Origin of the sequence: Blattabacterium cuenoti, from assembly GCF_014251595.1 — a bacterium.
In the GTDB taxonomy this organism is placed as follows: domain Bacteria; phylum Bacteroidota; class Bacteroidia; order Flavobacteriales; family Blattabacteriaceae; genus Blattabacterium; species Blattabacterium cuenoti_Q.
The window spans coordinates 330,968-353,467 of the sequence record NZ_CP059192.1; the positions used below are offsets into that span (position 1 = coordinate 330,968).

Here is a 22,500-nt window from a genome sequence, read left to right on the forward strand (position 1 = left end):
AAAAAAAAAGAAATAAGAAATAAAAAGAAAACTTTTAAAATCATTTTTGTACTTTTTTTATTAGGAAATAGTCTTTTTTTGTTTTTAAGTTTTTTTTCTTTTCTTTTTCATTGGAAAAATGATCAAAGTCAACTGGAAAGGCTTTTCGATAAAGAAATCATAGCAGAAAATTTACTTGGAAAAATAGGAGCGACTTTCTCTCACTATTTTATTTACTGTGGAATAGGAGTTAGTGCTTTTTCTATTCCTATATTTCTATTTTTAACCGGATTAAAAATGATTTTTTTGAATCAAAAATTACTAAACAATTTTTACAAATCTACAATATATAAATTGTTATTTTTCAGCGTATGGCTTCCTATTTTTTTTTATGTTTTTGTTCCTGATCAAGGAATATTCAGTGGAATTTGGGGTTTTGAAATAGGAAACTATTTGATTCATCTATTTGGAAAAGTAGGATTATATATGCTTATTTTTACGAGTCTTATTTTTTACTTGATTATCATTTTTAATATGAATGATACAACCATAAAAAATGGAATAAAAAAAAAAATACAAAAGATTAACAAAAAAATAGATACAAGATTACAATTGTATAATTTTTTAAATCCTTTAAACCCTAAAATTGTCAATCATATAGATATGAATTCTTCTTTCAAGAAAAAAAAAAACAGTATTCATTCTATTTTTTGTAAAAAAAAGGAAGATTTTTTATCCATTGATTCGAATAATTCGAAAATCGATTTGGAATCAAATAAAAAAAAAATAATTCAAATACTAAACTATTATCATATAGAAATATGTGATATAAAAGCGAGTATAGGCCCTACTATAACTTTATATGAAATTTATCCTAAAATAGGAACACGTATTTCTAAAATTCATAATTTAAAAAATGAAATTGCTTTAAATTTATCCGCTATATCCATAAGGATTATAGCTCCTATACCTGGAAAAGGATCCATCGGAATCGAAATACCCAATGATAAACGTCATATCGTTTATATGAAAGACATTTTATTTTCAGAAGAAAGTCACAAAAAAAGTCAAAAAATGGAACTTCCCATTTCATTAGGAAAAACAATATTTAATGATATTTTTATTGTAGATTTGTCAAAAATGCCCCATTTACTTATAGCAGGATCAACAGGACAAGGAAAATCCGTGGGATTAAATGTTATGATTATTTTTCTATTATATAAAAAAAAACCAAAAGATATCAAATTTGTTTTAATCGACCCCAAAAAAGTAGAATTATCAATATACAAAAAGATTTCCAAATCTTATTTTGCTACACTTCCTAATTCCATAGAACCCATTATTACAGATATACACGAAGTAAAAAATATATTAAATTCTTTATGTAAAGAAATGGATCAAAGATATACTATTTTAGAAAAATATAAGGTTAGAAATATTAAAGAATATAATAACGTAAAATGCAATAAAGATCATTTACCTTATATTATATTAATTATTGATGAATTTGCCGATTTAAATATTAATAATAAACAAATCGAAATATATATAACCCGGTTAGCACAACTTGCTCGTGCTGTCGGTATTCATTTAATTATAGCAACACAACGTCCATCTGTAGATGTTATTACTGGATTAATAAAATCTAATTTTACTGCAAGAATTGCATTTAGAGTAAGTTCGAAAATAGATTCTAGAACTATATTAGATAGCATAGGTGCTGAACAATTAATAGGAAAAGGAGATATGCTATTTTCTCATGAAAATGAATTAATACGATTACAATGTCCATTTATAGAATTATCAGATATTAAAAAAGTTGTTGATTTTTATGGAAAAAATAATAAAAATGAATATTTTTTTTTACCAGAACCGGATATAATAAATGAAAATAAATAAGTATGTTTTAATTAAAATCTATTATGATCATCAAAAAACTTGATTTATATATGATTCGTTTATTTATCGTTCCTTTTTTAATTATTTATTTCACAATATTTACCATTTTCATGATACAGTTTTTTTGGAGTCAGATAGATGAACTAACAGGAAAAAACATTAGTATTTTCATTATACTAAAATTTATATTATATTTTGGGATATCTATTATCCCATTAGTAACTCCCATTGCTATATTATTAACTTCTATCATCATATTTGGTGATTTTTCAGAAAATCAAGAATTAATCGCTATTAAATCTTCTGGAATATCTCTTTTTCGTGTTATGATTCCTATTTTAGGAATAACCTTTTTTTTATCCATTGGATTGTATTTATTTTCAGATTTTGTTATTCCAAAAGCAAAAATAAAAGCTAAAAAATTAGGATATCAAATATCGTTCACTTATCCAGATTTAAAATTAAAGGAAGGAATTTTCGTAAACATACGACCAAACTTTTTTATAAAAATAGATAGAAAATCAATCAACAGTAATTACTTACATAATATATTTATTTTTTTTTATGGAAAAAATTCACTTGTTAATACTATTTTTTCTAAAAAAGGAGTTTTAATACCCAACAAGGAAAATGGATCTATTCAATTGAAATTAATGAATGGAGTTTTATATAGTGAAAATTTTAATGAATCCAAAAAAAAACAAAATTCTTATCAAATTATAGAATTTGATACTTTAATTCAAAATTTTAAAATAGATTCAGAATCCCAAATCAAAAACTTGGATGACTATAATTTTTATCAAACCCTAAATACAAAAAATATTATTAAAAAAATTAACTTCTTAAAGAAAAAAAATTATAAAGAAATCAGTAAACACGAAAATAAAATATACTTAGCAAAATTGCAATTAGAATTACAAAAAAAATTTACATTTCCAGTAACATGTATTATAATGTTTTTTACTGGATCAACATTGGGTGCTATTATTAGAAAAGGAGGAATAGGTTATCCTACTATGATCGCACTGATTATATTCATCATTTATTATACTTTACTAACCATCACTCAAAATAAAGTAGAAAAAACTGAAATATGTCCCTGGATAGGAGCCTGGATCCCCAATTTTATTTTTTTTCCAATCAGTATATGGATGACTTATAAAACGGTAATGGATGATTTTTATATATTATAATTAGATATGGTTTTGGATTCAAATCAAAATTTGAATGGGATTGAAGAGGCCATACAGGATATCAAAAATGGAAAAATTATTATTGTGGTTGATGATAAAAATCGTGAAAATGAAGGAGATTTTATAGTAGCTGCTGAAAAAATAACTCCTAAAATTGTCAATTTTCTCATTACTCATGGGAAAGGATTGGTTTGTGTTTCCTTAACAGAAGAAAAATGTGATCAACTAAAACTTCAAATGATGGTAAAAAATAGCACAGATCCTAGAAAAACGGCTTTCACAGTATCTGTAGATTTACGAGGACATGGCATTAGTACTGGTATTTCTGTTTCAGATAGAGCTAAAACTATCCTTGCTTTAGTTCATGAAGTCAAATCAGAAGCATTCAATAAACCAGGACATATATTCCCTTTACGTGCAAAAAAGGGAGGTATCTTAGAAAGACCTGGACATACAGAAGCAGCTATGGATATAACTAAAATGGCAGGATGCATTCCTGGAGGCGTTTTGGTGGAAATACTGAATAAAAATGGATCTATGGCACGTTTACCACAATTGATTCAAATAGCCAAAAAATTTCATATGAAAATTATATCCATAGAGGATCTTATTAAATATAAAATGAAACATAAAAAATAGCGGTCTGGACGGGATTCGAACCCGCGACCCCATGCGTGACAGGCATGTATTCTAACCCACTGAACTACCAGACCCGAAATAAAATTATGAAATCATTAAAGTCTCTAATTTTTTTATTATATCTTCTTTAGAAAGAATTCCAATATGAATATCTTTTTTTTCTCCATTTTTAAAAAAAATCATTGTAGGAATACTACGTATCCCATATTTATAAGAAGTTTTGGGGTTATTATCTACATTCAACTTAACAACTGATACTTTGGGGTGATATTCTTCCAAAATTTCTTCTAATAACACAGACAAAGCTCTACATGGAGCACACCATGGAGCCCAAAAATCTACCAAAATTGGTTTTTCTGATTCAGAAATCAACTTTTCAAAATTGTCATCGTTTATTTCTTGTAACATTTTTTTTCCATTTTAAAAAAAAAATATAACAAATTTACCTTTTTTGTTTCAAATTTAAAAGTGAAAATCTTTCAATAAAGAGATATAAATATCGATTCCTTCCATTATTTCTGAAATCAAAACGTATTCATTCGGTGTATGAGAACGTATACTATCTCCTACTCCCATTTTAATAGTAGAAAAAGGCATTACACTTTGATCGGAAAGAGTAGGAGATCCATAAGTATTTCTTCCAATCAATTTAGCTTTTAAAACAATAGGATGCATTGGATTTATAAAAGATGAATTTAAATGTGAAGAACGCGGTTTCATTTTAGAATGAATTTTTTTTTGTATCATATCAATCAATTCTTCATTTTTATATAATTCATTAGTTCTGATATCTATGACAAAAGAACAAATATCAGGTATAACATTATGTTGTATTCCTCCTTTTATTTGAGTTACATTTAAAGTAGAAAAACCTAGTAAATCTGATTTTCGATCAAAATAAAAGTTTCTCAAATATTCTATGTCCCTTGTCGCTATATAAATAGCATTGACTCCAGTATTTCTTGCAGAATGCCCTGTTTTACCTTCAGCTATACAATCTAATACTATTAATCCTTTTTCAGCAATAGATACTTGCATTTGTGTTGGTTCTCCCACAATCCCTAAGTCTATAGGCCCCAATTCAGGTAAAATGGATTTTACACCTAAAGGTCCAGATATTTCTTCTTCTGCCGTAATAGACAGCAATAATCTATAAGGAAATTCCGATAAATGACTTAAATATATAAAAGTAGATATCAATGAAACGACAGAAGCTCCAGCATCATTGGTCCCTAATCCAATTAGTTTATTTTTTTCTTTGACAGCAGTAAAAGGATCTGTCATCCAATTTTTTCCTGGTTTTACCGTATCATGATGAGAATTTAATAATATGGTTTTTATATCTTTTTTTTTAAGGTAATTATTATTTTCAGTCCATATATTGTTAAATTTTCTTTTGACATGAAATCCATATTGATGTAAATAATCCTCTATAATAAAAGAAACTTTATTTTCTTGTTCAGATATAGATGGCGTATTGACAATCTGTATCAGAAGTTGTACAGCTTCTTTTTTTAAAACTTGTAAATCGACTATAGACATAATATAGTCTTATTAACATCATTAACATCATTTAAATGATTAGGTAGTCCTATACTCACCTGAGACACTCCATTTTTTAATGCAAAAAAAGCATTATCCAATTTAGGAATCATACCATTTGTTATGGTATGATTTTTTTTCATGATTTTAAATAAATGAAAATCTATTTTTTTTAAATAAGATTCCGAATCCTGCATTTTTCGTAAAACCCCTTTTTTTTCAAAACAAAAATGTAACTCTACTTCACAATCTTTTTCCTTAGCTAAGGATATAGCTATATAAGAAGCTATCGTATCGGCATTTGTATTTAGGAGATTTCCTATCCCATTATGTGTAATAGAACATAATACAGGAATGATATTATTTTTTAACAAAAATTTTATTAAATATGTATTAACACTCTCTAGATTAATATCTCCCACATATCCATAATCAATATTTTTTATTTTACGTAAATATGATTGAATGCAATTTCCATCTGCTCCACACAAACCTAAAGCATTACAATGATAAGATTGTAATGTCGCTACAATATTTTTATTAATTATTCCTGCATAAGTCATAATAACTATATCCAAAGTTTCTTTATCTGTGATTCTTCTACCTTGTATCATTTTTGGAAAAATGCCCATTTTTTTCGAAATAAAATCTGCTTTTCTTCCTCCTCCATGAATCAATACTTTATATCCTTTTAGTTTACAAAAAGCTTCCAAAGAATCATGAAGAGACTTACGATCATTAATTAAATGACCTCCAATTTTGACTATATGGATTTTCATGACTTTCATGACAATGATTGTAACATTTTTAAAAAAATTATTTGTGAAGCAAAAATTCTATTTTTTGCTTGTTGTAATACGATGGAATATTGACTGTCTAAAACTGAATCTTCCACTATCACATTTCTCCTTATAGGCAAACAGTGCATAAATTTAGCTTTATTGGTTAGTTTCATTTTATTTTCAGTAATCATCCAATCAGAACTTTTAGAGAGTATTTTTCCATAATCTAAATAACTACTCCAATTTTTGGCATAAATAAAGTCTGCATTTATAAATGCTTCATTTTGATTATGTGTTGTATAGACTCCATTAGAAAATCTTTTATGTAAATTGTATCCTTCTGGACACGTAATTGTAAAATCGACCTGTTCTATTTTTGACATCCATTGAGAAAAAGAATTTGCGACGGAATGAGGCAACGATTTGACATGAGGAGCCCAGCTTAATACTACTTTAGATCTCTTTTTAAAAAAAGATGTATATTCTGCAATAGTCATAACATCCGCTAAAGATTGTAAAGGATGTAAAGTTGCACTTTCCATATTAACTACTGGAACTTTGGCATAATCTAATATTTTATTAAAAATGATTTCTTGATAATCAAAATTTTTATCTGAAAGATTCGGAAAAGTTCTGACTGCAAGAATATCACAATACAGACTCATGACAGAAATAGCCTCTTTAAGATGTTCTTGTGTCATATTCATCACAGTTCCATCATTCATTTCAATTGTCCAAGAATCCTTATGAACATCTAATACCCAAGTGTTACATCCTAAGTTGAAAGCTGCTTTTTGACAACTAATTCTTGTACGTAAACTAGGATTAAAAAAAACTAATCCAATTGTTTTATTTTTTCCAATATTTTGAAAATCATATGGATTATTTTTCAAAAGTAAAGCTTCTTTAATGATATCATGTACATTGATAACATCTTCTACGCTAAAAAATTTTTTCATAAACTTATTTATATTCAATATTCATCCCAAGCTTTTATCAATAATTGATCTACAGATAAATTACAAAATGCTTGTATAAAAGCTTTTGCTAAACGGGCATTGGTTAGTAAAGGAATGTTAAAATCTACGGCATAACGTCTAATAGCATAATCATTATTCAATTCTGATTTACTTAAATTTTTTGGAATATTAATAATTAGATCCAATTTTCTATTTTTTATTAAATCAAGAACATTTGAATATTTTTTGACATTAGGCCAATAAACTTTTATTGAAGGAATTCCATTATGGGATAAAAAACTGTTAGTACCTTCTGTCGCAAACAATATATATCCTTTTTTATGCAAAAGTTTCATCTCTTCTAAAAGATCTAATTTTGATTCAATCGGTCCTCCAGATATTAATACATTTTTTTTTGGAACGGTATAGCCTACAGAAATCATAGATTTTAAAAGGGCTTCATCAAAAGTATTTCCTATACATCCGACTTCTCCTGTAGAAGCCATATCTACACCTAAAATAGGATCTGCATCTTGTAAACGGGAAAAAGAAAATTGAGAAGCTTTGACTCCACAAAAATTGATAATAAAAAAATTAGGTTCTATTTTATTTTTTTTCTTTCCAAGAATAACTTGAGTAGCTAATTCTATCATATTAAAATGAGATACTTTTGATACAAAAGGAAAACTTCTGGAAGCTCTCAAATTACATTCAATCACTTTGATTTCATTGTTTTTAGATAAAAATTGAATATTGAAAGGACCAGATATATTAAAGTATTTGGATATTTTTTCAGATATACAAATGATTTTTTTTAATGTAGATAAATATAGATTATGTGGTGGATATACCAAGGTCGCGTCTCCTGAATGTACGCCTGCAAATTCTACGTGTTCTGATATAGCATAATATAAAATTTCTCCATTTTGAGAAACAGCATCTAATTCAATTTCTTTAGCATTTTTAATAAATTCTGTGATAATTAATGGATATTCAGAAGATATAGATACTTTTTCACGAAGATAATGCTGTAGTTCCTCTTGATTCGAAATAACATTCATATCTGCTCCAGAAAGAACGTAAGAAGGTCTAACCAATATAGGAAAATCTACTTCTTTGATAAATTGATAAATAGAATCAAAATCGGATAATTCTTTCCATCTAGGTTGTTTAATTTTTAAATGATCCATTGCATTAGAAAATTTATATCTATTTTCCACTTCATCTATGGAAACAGGAGAAGTCCCTAAAATTTTAACCTTTTTTTCATAAAGTTTTAAAACTAAATTATTAGGAATTTGTCCTCCCATGGATACAATTGTTCCTTTTGGTTTTTCTAATTCAATAATATCTAACACACGTTCTAAAGTAATCTCTTCAAAATATAATCTATCACATACATCAAAATCAGTACTTACAGTTTCCGGATTATAATTGATCATTATGGATCTATAAGATTCTTTATGAATAGTATTTAATGCATTAACACAACACCAATCAAATTCTACACTACTTCCAATTCTATAAACCCCAGATCCTAATGTAATAACAGATTTTTTATCTTTTTCATAAATAATATCATGTTGAATAGCATGATATGTTAAATATAAATAATTTGTATATGCTGGATATTCAGAAGCTAAAGTATCAATTTGTCTTACATATGGAATTATATTTTTTACTTTTCTATATTCTCTGATTTCTTGTTCTAAATTAGAAATATTGTGATTCACATTTTTTTTAAAAAAAATACTAGCTATTTGTATATCAGAAAAACCTTCTTTTTTAGCTTTTCGTAATAATTCTTCCGGAAGATCTATAAAATTATCAAAACAATCTATCTTTTTTTTTGTTTGAAAAATATTATCAAGTTGTGATAAAAACCAAAGATCAATCTTGGTCAAAGAATGTATTTCTTGTATGGAAATACCTGCTTCTAAAGCCTCTTCTAAAAAGAAAATTCTTTGATCTGTAGGTTTTTTTAGATATTCTTTCAACAATCGAATAGATTTTAATTTTTTTTTAAAAATATTAATAAATCCTTGCATCCCTATATCTAACATACGAATTCCTTTTTGTAAGGATTCTTCAAAAGAACCTCCAATAGCCATGACTTCTCCTACACTTTTCATACTACTTCCAATTCTATTAGAAACACCATAAAATTTTTTTAGATCCCATCTAGGGATTTTACATACGACATAATCCAATGCAGGTTCAAAAAAAGCAGAAGTATTTTTAGTAACAGAATTTTTTAATTCGTGTAATCCAAATCCTAAAGCTAATTTAGCCGCAACAAAAGCTAAAGGATAACCTGTTGCTTTGGAGGCAAGAGCACTAGAACGAGAAAGACGTGCATTCACTTCAATCACACGATAATCCTCTGAATTAGGATCCAATGCAAATTGAACATTACATTCTCCTATTATATGAAAATCTCGAGCGATATAAATTGCTAATTTTCTTAAACTATAATATTCAGAATTTGTTAAGGTTTGAGACGGTGCAACAACAATACTTTCTCCTGTATGAATGCCTATGGGATCAAAGTTTTCCATGTTGCATACAGAAATACAATTATCATATTGATCTCTAACTATTTCATATTCAATTTCTTTCCATCCTTCTAAATATTCTTCTACAACAACTTGAGAAGAGTAAGAAAAAGCTTTGCTTACTATCTTTTTTAAATCATTAACATTTTTAGCAAAACCACTTCCTAATCCTCCTAGGGTATAAGCTGATCGAATGATAACAGGAAATCCTATTTCTAAAGAATAGGAAATTGCATCATCCATAGAATGGACGACAAAACTTTTTGCCGTTTTTATGTTAATATGAGTTAACCTATTTCGAAATAAGTTTCGATCTTCACTATGAATAATAGATTCGATAGAAGTCCCTAAAACTTGAATTTTATATTTATCTATAATACCTTCTTGAAAAAGTTGAATTCCACAATTCAATGCAGTTTGTCCTCCAAAAGACAATAAAATTCCTTGTGGTCTTTCTTTATCTATTACACGTTTAATAAAAAATAAAGTCAAAGGAAGAAAATAAACTTTATCAGCAATTTCTTTGGAAGTTTGAACTGTGGCAATATTTGGATTAATCAATATAGTATAAACACCCTCTTCTTTAAGGGCTTTTAATGCTTGTGTTCCAGAATAATCAAATTCACCAGCTTCTCCTATTTTTAATGCACCTGATCCCAGGATGAGTACTTTATCTATTTTCATACTAATTTTGAAAGATTCTTTAATTATTTATTTTTTTAATTGAATCTATAAAAAAATCGAATAAAAATTCGGTATCTTGAGGTCCACTTGAAGCTTCTGGATGAAACTGTACCGAAAAAAAAGGTTTATCATTATGAATGATACCTTCACAAGTGTCATCATTTAAATTTTTAAAAAATATTTTCCATTCTCTAGAAATATTTTTTGCATCCAAAACATATCCATGATTTTGTGATGTAATAAAATTTTTTCCTGTTATTAATGAAGTAACTGGTTGATTATGGCTTCTATGTGCATATTTCAATTTATAAGTATCTCCTCCTGCCGCTATACCTAAAAGTTGATTTCCCAAACATATACCAAATATAGGTTGTTTTTTATTCATAGCTAAACGAAGATAATGTATCGGTTTTTTATAAATTTTAGGATTTCCAGGTCCATTAGAAAGAACCAATCCATCATATTCTTCGTTCGTAAAATCATAATCCCATGGAACTCTAATAATAGAACAATTTCTTCGTAATAAACAACGTAATATATTATTTTTTAATCCAAAATCTACAAGTAGTATTTTGTATTTTCCATTTCCATATATAATTTTTTCATGTATTGATACTTTTTTAGAAAGATTGTCTAGATTTGGGTCATAAAAAGGAAGATCTTCATTTTCCATCAAAATTTTACCTAACATGGATCCTCCATTTTTTCTAATTTTTTTTGCAATAAATCTAGTATCTACACCATATAATCCAGGAATACCATTTTCATATAACCAATTCGATAGGGTTTGATTCATATTCCAATGATACGGACGATTGGAATAATAAGAAACAATAAGTCCGGAAACTTGAATTCGATCTGATTCATAAAATTCATAAATAGATTCTTCACTACAAAAAGAAGATGGAATTCCATAATTTCCTATTATGGGATAAGTATAAGTTAGTATTTGTCCTTTATAAGAAGGATCTGTTATACTTTCTGTATAACCGGTCATTCCCGTATTAAATACAACTTCTCCAGAAGAAGATACGGGTGCCCCAAAATGATCAGCTTCATACCGAGTTCCATCTTCCAATACAAGTATCGCTTTTTTTATTTTTTTATTATTTTCCATTTTTTTTACCAAATAGATACACTAAAGCGTTTTTTAACTTTTTCAGGAATAATTTTATATGATTTTCATTAATATTTAATGGAGGAAGTAATCGTAAAACATATGCATTATTAGATGTCCCAACCAATACTTTCTCTTGATAAACTAAAATATTTTTCAAATCCTGAATGGGAAAATCAAATTCTAATCCTATCATAAGTCCTCTTCCTCTGATTTCTTTTATTTCGGAAATAAGACGTAATTCTTGTAACAATATTTTTCCCATTTTTTGTGCGTTTTCAATTAAATTTTCTTTTTGAATGATTTCCAATACAGCAATTCCAGCTGTACAAGCCAAATGATTTCCTCCAAAAGTCGTTCCTAACATGCCATAATATGATTGAAACTTAGGATGTATAAGGACTCCCCCTATAGGAAATCCGTTTCCCATACCTTTAGCTACAGTAATCAAATCTGGTTTTACAGGATACAATTGGTGAGCAAAAAAAGATCCTGTTCTTCCATATCCACTTTGTATCTCATCTATAATCAATACTGTATTATTTTTTTTGCAAAGACTTGCTACTTTATAAAAAAAATTTAAACCGGGATCTATAATTCCTGATACACCTTGTATTCCTTCAGTAATGACAGCACAAATATCTTGATTTTTTAATTTTTCTTCTAAAAAATCAAAATCTTTATAATTTATAAATACGGTTTCATGTTGAGCATTAAAAGGGGATATCAATTTGTAGTTATCCGTTACCGATAGACTTCCACTTGTCCTTCCGTGAAAAGAACCTTTAAAAGCGATAACTTTTTTTTTACCTGTATGAAAAGAAGCTATTTTTAATGCATTTTCATTAGATTCTGTCCCTGAATTACACAAAAATAATGAATAATCTTTATATCCTGAAATATTTCCAAGTAAATCCGCTAATCTATTTTTTTGATAAATATAAACGCTATTAGAATAATAGGATATTTTATGAATTTGTTCTATCAAAGCTTTGACATAATATGGATGCGAATGTCCAATAGAAATCACAGCATGTCCTCCATAAAAATCTAAATATATATTTCCTTTTGTATCAAATACATAAGACCCATCACTTTTACTTAATTCTATATCTAGAATAGGATAAACGTCAAATAATTTCATTTTTAGAAACGAACGGATTTTAATCTTAAACCACAAGTTTCATCCAAATTAAACATAAGATTCATATTTTGTATAGCTTGACCCGAAGCTCCTTTGATGAGATTATCTATGATGCTTATAACAATCAATTGATCTTTCTCTTTAATAAGATATAATATACATTTATTAGTATTGATGACTTGTTTCATATCAATATTAACATCAGAAATCATTACAAATGGATGATTTTTATAATATTCTTCATATATTTCTTGATTCTTTTCTAAGGAAAGAACAGAATCAGTATATAAAGTTGTTATAATTCCTCTAGAAAAATTACCCCTATAAGGTACAAAATAAATTTTAGAATAAAAATTTTTTTGTATTTGATGAATGGTTTGTTCAATTTCCTGCAAATGCTGATGTTGAAAAATTTTATAAGCAGAAATATTATTATTTCTCCAACTAAAATGATTCGTATCACTCAGTTTTTTTCCGGATCCTGTAGAACCTGTTATAGCACTAATATGAATATCTTTTTTTAATAATTGATTTTTAGCTAATGGTAAAACAGCTAAAAGAATAGCTGTAGCAAAACAACCAGGATTGGCAATATTATTGGATTTTTTTATTCTTTCTTTTTGAAATTCTGGTAATCCATAGATAAAATTTCTATTGTTAAAAATGGATTGAATATTGATTCTAAAATCTTGACTTAAATCAATGACTTTTATATGTTCTGATATATTATGCAATTCTTTTCTAGATTGTCCATGGCCAGAACAAAGAAATACAATATCTATTTCTTTGCTTAAATTACGGGTAAACTTTATATTTTTTATTTTTTTTTCTCCTAATAAATCTTGATGAACCAAATGAACCAATTTTTCTGTATGACTTTGACTAACTATATTTTTAATACTAATTTTGGGATGATGAATTATTAATCTTATTAATTCTCCAGCAGTAAATCCAGTTCCTCCTATAATACCTATTTTAATCATTCTTCTTTATTTAAATTGTGATACATTTTCATTTGATTGCTCAAAATTTTTGTAAAACCCTTAACATCTTCTGCTGTCCAAGCATAATTCATTTCTCCATATTTAGCCATATTAGAAGATGTCATTAAATCAAATTTAGATTTAATTCCGACTAAATGAAATCTATAAGGATAAAGAATGATATCGACAGTTCCGGTTAATCTTTCTTGTGTACTATTTAAAAATTTTTCTATATCACGCATAACAGGGTCTAAGTATTGAGCTTCATGAAGTAACATTCCATACCAATTAGATAATTGTTCTTTCCAATAAAGTTGCCATTTTGTCAAAATATGTTTTTCCAACAAATGATGAGCTTTTATAATAATAATAGCAGCCGAAGCTTCAAAAGCCACTCTTCCTTTAATACCCAAAATAGTGTCTCCTATATGTATCCCTCTTCCGATCGCAAATTTGGAAGCAATTTTTTCAATTTTGATTATATTTTTTATAGCTTTTTCTTTTTCTTTATTTACTCTGACTAATTCACCTTTTTCAAATTCTAATTCTAAATTTTCACTTTTTTTTCTTCTTAATTTTGTGGGATAAGCCTCTTCAGGAAAATCGTGATAAGAAGTAAGTGTTTCTTTTCCTCCTATACTAGTTCCCCAAATTCCTTTGTTTATAGAATATTTTGCTTGATCCCAACAAATAGACACTCCTTTATTTTTCAAATATTCAATTTCTTCTTTTCTAGACACTTTCATATCTCTTATCGGAGATAAAGTTATTTTTTCTGGACAAATAATTTGAAAAGCTATATCAAATCTAACTTGATCGTTACCCGCACCTGTACTTCCATGAGCAATTGCTTTTGCTTGAATAAAAGTCGCATATTGTGCGATCTTTATTGCTTGAAAAATTCTTTCTGAACTTACTGAAAGTGGATAAGTATTATTCTTCAGAATATTTCCGAATATAAGATATTTGATACAATTTTGATAGTATTCTTCTATAGCATCAATAGTTTGATGCGATTTAGATCCAATACTTAAAGCTCTTTTTTCAATTTTATTTAATTCATCCTTTTTAAATCCTCCTGTATTAATAATAACTGTATGAACTTCATATCTTTTTTCCTGTATTAAATATTTCAAACAATAAGAGGTATCTAAACCACCACTATAAGCTAAAACAATTTTATCTCCAGTAGATAAATAATTTCTATTTATTTTCATATTATGATGGCTTTGGTTATCATCCTTGTTCTTGTTAGGATTGTATAAAAGTCCTGTACATAAACACATTTTTCTTTGATTTCTTGTTAAAATATCAAAATTTGAACAACTTTGACATCCTTTCCAAAACTTTTCTGAATGAGTTAATTCACTAAAAGAAACAGGTTTAAAACCCAATTCTGTATTGATTTTAATAACTGGATTACTTGTTGTAATACTAAAAATTTTAGAATTTGGAAATTTATTTCTGGAAAGTTTAAAAATTTCAATTTTAATAATTTTAGCTAATCCTTTTTTTCTGAATTCTGGAAAAACAATTAAACCGGAATTAACAACAAATTCTTCATTTTGAAAAGTTTCAAGATAACTAAATCCCGCTAGTTTTTCATCACAAAAAGCAATGATTGCATTTCCATGAATCATTTTTAACTTAATATATTCTGGATCTTTTTTTGCGATTCCAGTTCCTCTTATTTTTGCTGATTCCTTAATTTTTTGACATATTAAGAAAGCATATTTCGTATCCTCTTCATGAGATACTCTAACTTTGATTTTCATCTTTCTTTTTAAGAACCAATAAACTAAGAAAAACAACTAATATCTGATTGATAATAGTATGAATAATTCCCCATATTAATTACTTTTTTATGACTAAATACAAATTTATAAAATCAGTTTTACACTTTTATAAATTTTAATTTAAATAAAAATTTAATCCTTTGATTTTTTCCAATTTTTTCAAAAAACTTGAATTAATATTAATTTCATATTTAATAGATTCAAAACTTAAAGAAACTTTATCTAGTTGATCATAAAGAACTATATTCAATTTTTTATTTCCCATTTGTTGAGAAAAAAGTTTTTCTATATTATCAATAAATACACTATTTAAACTGTTTATATTGATTTTTATCATAAATTTTTGTCCCAATTTTTTAAAAATGTTTTGTAATTTTTCTATATATAAAATATTTATTTTATACTTTTTATATTTTAATTGATCAATAGAAAAACATAAATATAATGGGTTATTTTCGATCAAAAGAGATTCATATTTCAAATATTGTTGTCCATAAATTCTAAATTCTTTAGAAGAATTATAATCTTCTAATAAAAAAATACCATATTTGATTCCGTTTTTTGTATATGTTTTTTTTTCTATCTTCGATAATATTCCACATACATACATTTTTTTTCCAATAAGTAAAGGTTCCTTATTTAATTGTTCTAAAGAGATGTTCGTAAAATATTTCATTTCATAATAGAAATCATCTAAAGGATGTGCAGAGGTATAAACACCTAATACTTCTTTTTCTTTTGATAATTTATATTGATTACTCCATAAATCACATGTTTTAATAATGGGTTTAGATTTTTCTACTCTTCTATTTTCTGTTTTTTGTGATTTGGATCCAAATCTAATAATTTTTTCTAAAGTGCTTAATTTATCATCAGATTCAATATAAAAATATTGTTCTCTATAAATATGAAAACAATCCAAAGATCCAGATAAAATTAAACTTTCTAAAGTTTTTTTATTTACCACACGTAAATCTATTCTTTGAACTAAATCAAAAATAGAGGTATAAGGTCCGTTTTTTTTTCTTTCTTCAAGAAGAATTCTGACAGCATTTTTGCCAACTCCCTTTATTCCCGCAAGACCAAATCTAATACAATTAAAATCAGTTACTTTAAAAAAAGAATCACTTTCGTTTATATCTGGACTGATTACATATATGTTCATTTTCTTACATTCTTCTATAAAAAAAGTGAGTTGTTTAAGATTATACATGTTATTACTCAATACAGACGCCATGTATTCACATGGAAAATGTGTTTTTAAATAAGCAGTTTGAAAAGCTATATAAGCATAACATGTAGCATGAGATTTATTAAAAGCATAACAAGAAAAATATTCCCAATCTTTCCATATTTTTTCTAATATATTCTTAGGATAACCTTTTATCATAGCTTGATGAATAAATAAATTTTTCATTTGATTCAGTTTTTCTTTTTGTTTTTTTCCCATAGCTATTCTAAGAACATCCGCTTCTCCTTTACTAAAATTAGCTATTTTTTGAGCTATTAACATGACTTGTTCTTGATATATTGTGATTCCATAGGTTTCTTTTAAAAATTCCTCCATTTCTGGTAAATCATAACTTATGGCTTCTTTTCCATGTTTTCTGGATATGAAATTAGGAATATATTGTAAAGGACCTGGTCGATATAATGCAGTCATAGCAATTAAATCATCAAACTTATCAGGTTTTAACTGACGCAAATATTTTTGCATTCCTGTAGATTCATATTGAAAAACAGCGACAGTTTCTCCTTTTTGAAAAAGATGATAAGTTTTATCATCATTTAAAAATGATGAATTTTCTGTAAAAGAAATATTTTTATGTTTTTTTTGGATCAAAACCATAGCATCTTTAATAATAGTAAGAGTTTTTAATCCTAGAAAATCCATTTTTAATAATCCAGTATGTTCCACTACATGATTATCAAATTGTGTAAGCAATAAATCAGATTCTTTTGATACAGATACTGGAACATGTTCAATAATAGAATGTGGACTTATAATGATCCCACAAGCGTGTACTCCTGTACTTCTTATAGTTCCCTCTAGTATTTTGGCTTGTTGCAAAACTTTTCCTTCTAATGTATTTTTATTTTTCGCAATTTTCCTCAATTTTTGTATGTTATTCATTTCTTCCTTATTTATTATTTTTTCTGAAATATTTTTTTCAGATAAAATTGTTTTTAATGAATGCATATTGGGAACCATTTTTGCTATACTATCTGTTTCTTTTAGAGATAGATTTAACACTCGTCCCGTATCTCTAATTGCTGACTTAGCACCCATAGTTGCGTATGTTATAATTTGTGCAACTTGATGTTTTCCATATTTTTGAACAACCCATTCAATAATTTTTTCACGTCCTTTATCATCAAAATCAATATCAATATCAGGCAAAGAAATTCTATCCGGATTTAAAAATCTTTCAAAAAGAAGATTATATTTTATGGGATCTATATTCGTGATTCCTATACAATAAGCTACAATAGATCCTGCTACAGATCCTCTTCCAGGTCCTACTGAAATATTCATTTTTCTAGCTTGAGAAATAAAATTATGAACAATGAGAAAATAACCAGGATAACCTATTTTTTCTATTGTTTTCAATTCAAAAATAATTCTTTCTTGAATTTTTTTTGTAATATTTTCATAACGTTTTTTAGCTCCATAAAAAGTTATTTTTCGTAAAAAATGATTTTCTCCTCTATTTCCTCCATCTATTTTATCCATAGGATCTTCAAAAGATTTTGGAATCTGAAATTTTGGAAGCAATATTTTGTGCGAAATATGATAAGATTCTATTTTATTAATCAATTCCTCTAAAAAATCAAAAGATTCTGGAAAATCAAAAAATATTTTTTTCATTTCTTCTGTACTCTTGAAATAAAATTCATGATTAGGAAAACCTAATCTATAACCTCTTCCTTTTCCTATAGGAGTTAATTGTTTTTCTCCATTTTTTACACAAAGTAAAATATCATGAGCATTTGCTTCTTTTTGATCTAAATAAAAAGTATTATTTTGTATAATATATTTTACATGATATTTTTTTGAAAATTTTAGTAGTACATTATTAACATAATTTTCTTCTTCTAAACCATGACGTAATAATTCTATGTAAAAATCATCTCCAAAAAGGTCTTTCCACCATAAAAAAACTTTCTCTGCTTTTCTTTCTCCATGATTCAGAATGGTATATGGAATTTCTGCATTTAAATCTCCAGTAATAGCAATTAAATTTTCCTTATATTTTTCTATTAACTTTTTTCCAACTCTAGGAATTCCAGCATAAAAACCTTCTGTGAAGCCGAATGAACAAAGTTTTATTAGATTATGATAACCTTTTTTATTTTTAGATAAAAGAACTTGCTGATATCGTTTATCCGGTTCTTCTTTAGTAAATTTTTTTTGTAAATAATTATCTGAAATAAAAACTTCACAACCTATAATTCCTTTAATTGATTTTTTGGGATAATATTTTTTGTTGATGCAATGAATAGCATTTAAAAAATGAAAAGATCCCATTAAATTTCCATAATCGGTTATACCAACAGCAGGCATATTAAAATCGATAGCTCTTTCTACTAAAGATTGAATGTTTATAGTTGAATGAAGAATAGAAAAATGGGTATGGTTATGAATATGAGAATATTTTTTTTTTTTTAATTTTTCCTTTATTTTTTCATCTATGATTTTATCATTTATGATTTTATCATTTTTTTTGAAAAAAATATTTTCTTTATAAAGATCATCATTTTTAAAAAAGACGACAGAGGATGAAATTTTTTTTAAATGTTTTTTTTTAAATCTTAAGATGAAATCTTCTTTCACTCCTATGTCTTGATGTGATATTATACCAATACGTAATAATTCTAGAAAAGAACGCGCTGTTGCTTTTACATCATTTTCTGCATTATGTAAATTTGGTATTTTTTCTTCAAAAAGTTTTTGATACAATTCTGACAATGTAGGCCATTTAAATCTTTTTCCAATTCCTGATAATTTGCAATAAGAAGTAGAAATTTCTTTAGTATCTAATATTTTTTTCTTTTTAAAAGAAATTTCTTTTTTTTTTCTAAAAAATTCGCATTCAATAACTTTTATATCAAATTTTAAATTATGTCCAATTAAACATTGACATTTTTCAAGAGCATTTTGAAATTCATGAAGAACAAAATTTAAATCAACTCCATATTTTTCTGCTTTTTCATTGGTAATTCCATGAATTTTAAAAGCATTAAAAGGAATATCATAATGATCCGGTTTTACAATGAAACTTTTGAAGTCTATCAAATCTCCTATCATGTCATGACTTTGCCATGAAATTTGCACTATTCTTGGCCAATTATCTATATGAGTAATTGGAAGATTATAAGACACAGGTAATCCTGTTGTTTCAGTATCAACAATGAGGTACATTTTATTTTAATTAGTGGAAAAAGTTACTGAAAAATTATTAGTTTTGTATTATCTGTTTTTTTATTATAAAAATAAACGATAACAGCAAAACTAGAATATAGTAGTTTTGCTGTCCATGTATGGTGTTTTTATGGATAGAAAACAGTAAAAAAAATAATAAAATTATGTCTAATCAAACCGAAGAAATCAAAAAAAAATCATCTTTTTCATATGAAATAAGAAATGAAAAACTGAACGATCAGGAAACAAAAAGTTTCGATTGGACGAAATATGAAACTCATTTAGATAATGAGATGCAAGAAAAAAGAAAAAAATTGGAAGAAATATATACAAAAACTTTACCAAAAGTTCAAGAATTAGAAATATATGAAGGAATTATAACACATATTTCGAATAAAACTATTATCGTTGATATTGGGTTCAAAGCAGAAGGAGCCATTTCTATAAGTGAATTTAGAGAAAATTTTAATATTGAAATTGGCAGTAAAATAGAAGTTATGGTTGTCAAAATTGATCATAAAGGACAATGTATTCTTTCGTACCAAAAAGCAAAAATGCTAAGGAATTGGCAACGTATTAATGAAGCATATGAAAAATCAGAGGTAATATTAGGTTATGTCGCAGCTAGAACAAAAGGAGGATTAATTGTTGAAATATTTGATATAGAATGTTTCTTGCCTGGATCTCATATTAATGTGAAACCTGTTCGGGATTATGACACTTATGTGGGAAAAACTATGGAAGTGAAAGTGGTTAAAATCAATCAAAAAACAAAAAATGTTGTTGTTTCTCATAAAGTATTAATAGAAAGGGATATTGAAGAACAGAGAAAAGAAATGATATCAAAGTTAGATAAAGGTCAAGTATTAGAAGGAAAAATCAAAAATATTCTTCCTTATGGAGCTTTTGTAGATTTAGGAGGTGTAGATGCTTTACTTCATATTACTGATATGAGTTGGCCACACATTAATCATCCTACAGAAATAGTTCAATTAGAACAAGAATTAAAATTTGTTGTATTAGGTGTAGATAAAGACAAAAATCGTGTACAATTAGGACTGAAACAATTGCAACCTCATCCTTGGAATTCTTTAGATAAAAATTTAAAAGTAGGAAGTAAAATAAAAGGAAAAGTGAGCGTTTTGGCTGATTATGGTGCATTTATTGAAATTATTCCAGGAGTAGAAGCATTATTGCATATTAGTGAAATGTCTTGGTCTACAGATTTATCTTCTACTCAAGATTTTGTACAAATTGGAGATGAATTAGAAGCTGTTATATTAACCATAGATCGTCAGGAGAGAAAAATGTCTTTAAGCGTAAAACAATTGACGTTAGATCCTTGGATTAAGATAGAAGAAAAATATCCAATAGGTTCTAACCATACTGGTATCGTAAAAAAATTTACAAATTTTGGAGTTTTATTAGAATTAGAACAGGGAATTTCTGGAGTTATTTATACTAATGATCTTTCATGGACTAAGAAAATAAAACATTCCTCTGAATTTTGCAATATCAATGATAAATTAGAAGTGATTATACTAGCTATAGATACTCAGACAAGAAGATTAAATTTGGGACATAAGCAATTAACAGAAAATCCATGGGAAAAATATGAAAAAATTTATTATGAAGGAAGTGTTCATAATGGAATTATATCAGATTTATTTGATAAGGGGGCTTTTGTAAAATTTACAGAAGATCAAAAAATAGAAGCTTTCGCTCCATTACGTTTTTTAGAAAAAAAAGATGGAACCCTTTTAAAAAAAGGAGAAAGGACTGATTTTAAGGTTATTGAGTTTAATAAAGAAACTAAGAAAATAGTGATTTCTCATACGTCTATTTATCGTGATAAAAATCAAAAGAAAGAACAAAAACGTATAAAAAATAGAAAATTTGAGAGATCTACTCTTGGTGATATAGAAGGATTAGTTAAACTTAAAGAACAAATAGAAAAAGAAAAAAATAAATAGTTCTAAAATAATGGAAACACACCCTATTGCAGAAAAAGAAGGATGGAAGGTAGGAAAAGATTTTCCCGTTTGGGCTAATAATGAGTTATATTTAAACACAATTAAAGGTGGATATTTATTAGAGAAAGAAACTCCATTTGAAGCATATAAAAGATTGTCAAAAAATGCTGCAAAAATTTTGAAAAAACCGAAAATGGAAGGAGAATTTTTTAATATTTTTTGGAAAGGTTGGCTTATTCCTTCTACTCCAGTTATGGTCAATATGGGAACAGAAAAGGGTTTGCCTATTAGTTGCTTTTCCGGAAGAATTGGAGATAGCATGTACGAAATATATCGAAAAAATTTAGAAATGGCTATACTTAGCAAACATGGTGGAGGGACATCTTATGATTTTAGTTTAATTAGACCTATAGGTCGGTCGATTAAAAATGGAATATTAGGGACTTCTGATGGAATTATTCCTTTTATTAAATCATATGATAGCGCTATAGTTGCCAGCAAACAAGGGAGGACACGTAGAGGTGCTGTTGCTATTTATTTAAATATAGAGCATAAAGAATATCCAGAATTTTTAAAAATCAGAGAACCAAAAGGAGATATTAATCGTCAATGCCATAATGTTCACCAAGGTGTTATAATTTCTAATTCTTTTATGGATAAAGTATTAAAAAATAATGGAAAAGAACGAGTTTTATGGATTGATACTCTTAAAGAACGTGTTAAAACTGGAGAACCATATCTTTTTTTTCAAGAAAATGCTAATAAAAATATTCCAGAAAATTGGAAAAAACATGGATTGAAAATACATCATAGCAATCTTTGTTCAGAAATT

At 26.9% G+C, this 22,500-nt stretch carries 15 protein-coding genes and 1 tRNA gene (1 of these 16 running past the window's edge); 5 read left to right on the forward strand and 11 right to left on the reverse strand.

Annotated features, from left to right (window positions below; genetic code table 11):
- Positions 1 to 39 precede the first annotated feature (39 nt).
- The 3 genes from H0H66_RS01570 to ribB are packed head-to-tail and all read left to right on the forward strand — an operon-like array spanning position 40 to position 3,710.
- Complete coding sequence (locus tag H0H66_RS01570) at positions 40 to 1,878, forward strand: DNA translocase FtsK 4TM domain-containing protein (protein WP_455578810.1); 1,839 nt, start codon at positions 40 to 42, stop codon at positions 1,876 to 1,878.
- 23 nt (positions 1,879 to 1,901) lie between these two features.
- Complete coding sequence (locus H0H66_RS01575) at positions 1,902 to 3,071, forward strand: LptF/LptG family permease (RefSeq protein WP_185857710.1); 1,170 nt, start codon at positions 1,902 to 1,904, stop codon at positions 3,069 to 3,071.
- Between the two features lie 6 nt (positions 3,072 to 3,077).
- Entirely contained in the window at positions 3,078 to 3,710 is a 633-nt protein-coding gene (ribB, locus tag H0H66_RS01580) for a 3,4-dihydroxy-2-butanone-4-phosphate synthase (protein ID WP_185857711.1), read from the forward strand.
- Here the strand turns inward: ribB and H0H66_RS01585 are convergent.
- The 11 genes from H0H66_RS01585 to dnaE all read right to left on the reverse strand — a co-directional run bounded on the left by H0H66_RS01585 (position 3,711) and on the right by dnaE (position 19,695).
- Positions 3,711 to 3,784 (reverse strand) — tRNA-Asp (locus tag H0H66_RS01585).
- A gap of 10 nt (positions 3,785 to 3,794) precedes the next feature.
- The gene (gene trxA, locus H0H66_RS01590) at positions 3,795 to 4,118 is read right to left on the reverse strand and encodes a thioredoxin (RefSeq protein ID WP_185857712.1); all 324 of its coding nucleotides are present in this window, start codon (positions 4,116 to 4,118) and stop codon (positions 3,795 to 3,797) included.
- 54 nt (positions 4,119 to 4,172) lie between these two features.
- Positions 4,173 to 5,252 carry a M20 family metallo-hydrolase gene (locus H0H66_RS01595; protein WP_185857713.1) on the reverse strand — a complete coding sequence of 360 codons (1,080 nt, stop codon included), beginning with the start codon at positions 5,250 to 5,252 and terminating at the stop codon, positions 4,173 to 4,175.
- Positions 5,243 to 6,031, reverse strand: coding sequence for an acetylglutamate kinase (gene argB / locus H0H66_RS01600; protein WP_185857714.1), 789 nt, complete (start codon positions 6,029 to 6,031; stop codon positions 5,243 to 5,245). Before argB ends, H0H66_RS01595 begins: the two co-directional genes overlap by 10 nt.
- Positions 6,032 to 6,036: 5 nt before the next feature.
- Positions 6,037 to 6,993: an N-acetylornithine carbamoyltransferase gene (locus tag H0H66_RS01605; protein WP_185857715.1), complete on the reverse strand. Its 957-nt coding sequence runs from the start codon at positions 6,991 to 6,993 to the stop codon at positions 6,037 to 6,039.
- 14 nt (positions 6,994 to 7,007) lie between these two features.
- Positions 7,008 to 10,232 carry a carbamoyl-phosphate synthase (glutamine-hydrolyzing) large subunit gene (carB, locus tag H0H66_RS01610; RefSeq protein ID WP_185857716.1) on the reverse strand — a complete coding sequence of 1,075 codons (3,225 nt, stop codon included), beginning with the start codon at positions 10,230 to 10,232 and terminating at the stop codon, positions 7,008 to 7,010.
- 19 nt (positions 10,233 to 10,251) lie between these two features.
- Positions 10,252 to 11,349, reverse strand: a complete 1,098-nt coding sequence (gene carA, locus H0H66_RS01615) for a glutamine-hydrolyzing carbamoyl-phosphate synthase small subunit (RefSeq protein ID WP_185857717.1) — start codon at positions 11,347 to 11,349, stop codon at positions 10,252 to 10,254.
- Positions 11,339 to 12,493, reverse strand: coding sequence for an aspartate aminotransferase family protein (locus H0H66_RS01620; protein ID WP_185857718.1), 1,155 nt, complete (start codon positions 12,491 to 12,493; stop codon positions 11,339 to 11,341). Before H0H66_RS01620 ends, carA begins: the two co-directional genes overlap by 11 nt.
- Positions 12,494 to 12,495: 2 nt before the next feature.
- Entirely contained in the window at positions 12,496 to 13,476 is a 981-nt protein-coding gene (gene argC / locus H0H66_RS01625) for an N-acetyl-gamma-glutamyl-phosphate reductase (RefSeq protein WP_185857719.1), read from the reverse strand.
- The gene (locus tag H0H66_RS01630; RefSeq protein ID WP_185857720.1) at positions 13,473 to 15,251 is read right to left on the reverse strand and encodes an argininosuccinate synthase domain-containing protein; all 1,779 of its coding nucleotides are present in this window, start codon (positions 15,249 to 15,251) and stop codon (positions 13,473 to 13,475) included. The genes argC and H0H66_RS01630 overlap by 4 nt, the downstream gene beginning before the upstream one ends.
- Before the next feature lie 136 nt (positions 15,252 to 15,387).
- Positions 15,388 to 19,695: a DNA polymerase III subunit alpha gene (gene dnaE / locus H0H66_RS01635; RefSeq protein WP_185857721.1), complete on the reverse strand. Its 4,308-nt coding sequence runs from the start codon at positions 19,693 to 19,695 to the stop codon at positions 15,388 to 15,390.
- Positions 19,696 to 19,859: 164 nt separating this feature from the next.
- Here dnaE and rpsA point away from each other — a divergent pair, with 164 nt between their 5' ends.
- On the forward strand, positions 19,860 to 21,668 hold the full coding sequence (gene rpsA / locus H0H66_RS01640; RefSeq protein WP_185857722.1) for a 30S ribosomal protein S1: 1,809 nt from the start codon (positions 19,860 to 19,862) through the stop codon (positions 21,666 to 21,668).
- A gap of 10 nt (positions 21,669 to 21,678) precedes the next feature.
- Positions 21,679 to 22,500, forward strand: partial view of a ribonucleoside-diphosphate reductase subunit alpha gene (locus tag H0H66_RS01645; protein ID WP_185857723.1) — the start only. It continues 888 nt past the right edge of the window; only the first 822 of its 1,710 coding nucleotides appear in the window; it begins with the start codon at positions 21,679 to 21,681; its stop codon lies off the right edge, out of view.

Excerpts from the sequence above, each read along its gene's own strand:
- H0H66_RS01575 (WP_185857710.1), top strand. The coding sequence starts at position 1,902 with ATGATCATCAAAAAACTTGATTTATATATGATTCGTTTATTTATCGTT.
- ribB (WP_185857711.1), top strand. The coding sequence starts at position 3,078 with ATGGTTTTGGATTCAAATCAAAATTTGAATGGGATTGAAGAGGCCATA.
- trxA (WP_185857712.1), bottom strand. The coding sequence starts at position 4,118 with ATGTTACAAGAAATAAACGATGACAATTTTGAAAAGTTGATTTCTGAA.
- H0H66_RS01595 (WP_185857713.1), bottom strand. The coding sequence starts at position 5,252 with ATGTCTATAGTCGATTTACAAGTTTTAAAAAAAGAAGCTGTACAACTT.
- argB (WP_185857714.1), bottom strand. The coding sequence starts at position 6,031 with ATGAAAATCCATATAGTCAAAATTGGAGGTCATTTAATTAATGATCGT.
- H0H66_RS01605 (WP_185857715.1), bottom strand. The coding sequence starts at position 6,993 with ATGAAAAAATTTTTTAGCGTAGAAGATGTTATCAATGTACATGATATC.
- carB (WP_185857716.1), bottom strand. The coding sequence starts at position 10,232 with ATGAAAATAGATAAAGTACTCATCCTGGGATCAGGTGCATTAAAAATA.
- carA (WP_185857717.1), bottom strand. The coding sequence starts at position 11,349 with ATGGAAAATAATAAAAAAATAAAAAAAGCGATACTTGTATTGGAAGAT.
- H0H66_RS01620 (WP_185857718.1), bottom strand. The coding sequence starts at position 12,493 with ATGAAATTATTTGACGTTTATCCTATTCTAGATATAGAATTAAGTAAA.
- argC (WP_185857719.1), bottom strand. The coding sequence starts at position 13,476 with ATGATTAAAATAGGTATTATAGGAGGAACTGGATTTACTGCTGGAGAA.
- H0H66_RS01630 (WP_185857720.1), bottom strand. The coding sequence starts at position 15,251 with ATGAAAATCAAAGTTAGAGTATCTCATGAAGAGGATACGAAATATGCT.
- dnaE (WP_185857721.1), bottom strand. The coding sequence starts at position 19,695 with ATGTACCTCATTGTTGATACTGAAACAACAGGATTACCTGTGTCTTAT.
- rpsA (WP_185857722.1), top strand. The coding sequence starts at position 19,860 with ATGTCTAATCAAACCGAAGAAATCAAAAAAAAATCATCTTTTTCATAT.